Genomic DNA, 962 nt, shown 5'->3' with positions numbered 1-962 from the left:
AAATCATTAACCAATAACGCCATCTAAATATTAATATCAAAGTAACTACTGCAGAGGTTAAAAAAATCAATACTATATCACTTTGATCGAGCGTTAATATATCACCAAACAGTGAGCTAATAATACTATTATTGCCAGATGGAAGAAAAGACATAAGTATTAAACTCGATGATAAAACTACATTGGTAACAATGTTCAATATCGTATCAGCACAATATAAGCTGATAAATTAAGAGAAAGTAGTATAGCAAATGTAATTGCAATGAGCATTATGCTAAGCGATGGGCTAATCTTAAAGATTAAAGCAAGTGCAACACCAAGCAACGAAGAATGGGACAAACTATCACCAAGATAAGATAACCTTTGCCATATCATAAACGATCCTAAAGCGCCTGTTACTAGGCTAATTACAACTACTGCAACTAGACTGTTGATGAAAAAGTCCTGGGTAAGCATGCTATATGGCTATTAGATAACTGACAACAAATCTATCTTCGGATATCAGAATATTATGGGTTCTGCATGCAGAACCTGTTGTCATAAATTCAAAATTTAAACCTTTTTGTTCCATAAGATAGGACTTCACTGAAGAACTTAGTATATTGCGTGTTTTACCAGTACCTATTAACAAAATTTCTATTTCCTCTGTTAAAAAAGATTCAAAATACTCCTTGCTGTTTATATCACTTTCTTTCAATTTTATCACCTTTTCAGGAAAAATTATAATTGAGCCGCAATATTCTTGATTGTTTACCAAAAATTTTCCTTCCCTGTAACCATTTATAAGATTTTTATTCTCGGAAATTAAGGGAGTTATATCCATAAGTCAAACTATTAATTGAGTGTTGCATACCCACCATTCTGGTTGCTTTTTTCCGATATTAACTGCAGCAGCTTTTGCATTTTCCTCACTATCGAATATTCCAAAGCATGATACACCACTGCCTGACATGCGAGAAAGT

1 protein-coding gene and 2 pseudogenes are annotated in these 962 nt (G+C 32.8%); all 3 read right to left on the bottom strand.

Annotated features, from left to right (window positions below; translation table 11 throughout):
• A pseudogene (locus WG67_RS07785) lies at nucleotides 1-456 on the bottom strand (metal ABC transporter permease); the annotation flags it as partial.
• A 1-nt stretch (nucleotide 457) separates the two neighbouring features.
• Nucleotides 458-823: an Mth938-like domain-containing protein gene (locus WG67_RS01590; protein WP_010082536.1), complete on the bottom strand. Its 366-nt coding sequence runs from the start codon at nucleotides 821-823 to the stop codon at nucleotides 458-460.
• Between the two features lie 3 nt (nucleotides 824-826).
• Nucleotides 827-962 (bottom strand): annotated as a pseudogene (locus WG67_RS08155) (4-(cytidine 5'-diphospho)-2-C-methyl-D-erythritol kinase); the annotation flags it as partial.

This window comes from Wolbachia endosymbiont of Drosophila incompta (assembly GCF_001758565.1).
GTDB classification, from domain to species: domain Bacteria; phylum Pseudomonadota; class Alphaproteobacteria; order Rickettsiales; family Anaplasmataceae; genus Wolbachia; species Wolbachia pipientis.
Note: the sequence above shows the minus strand (reverse complement) of the source record. Positions and strands in the feature narration are given on the sequence as shown.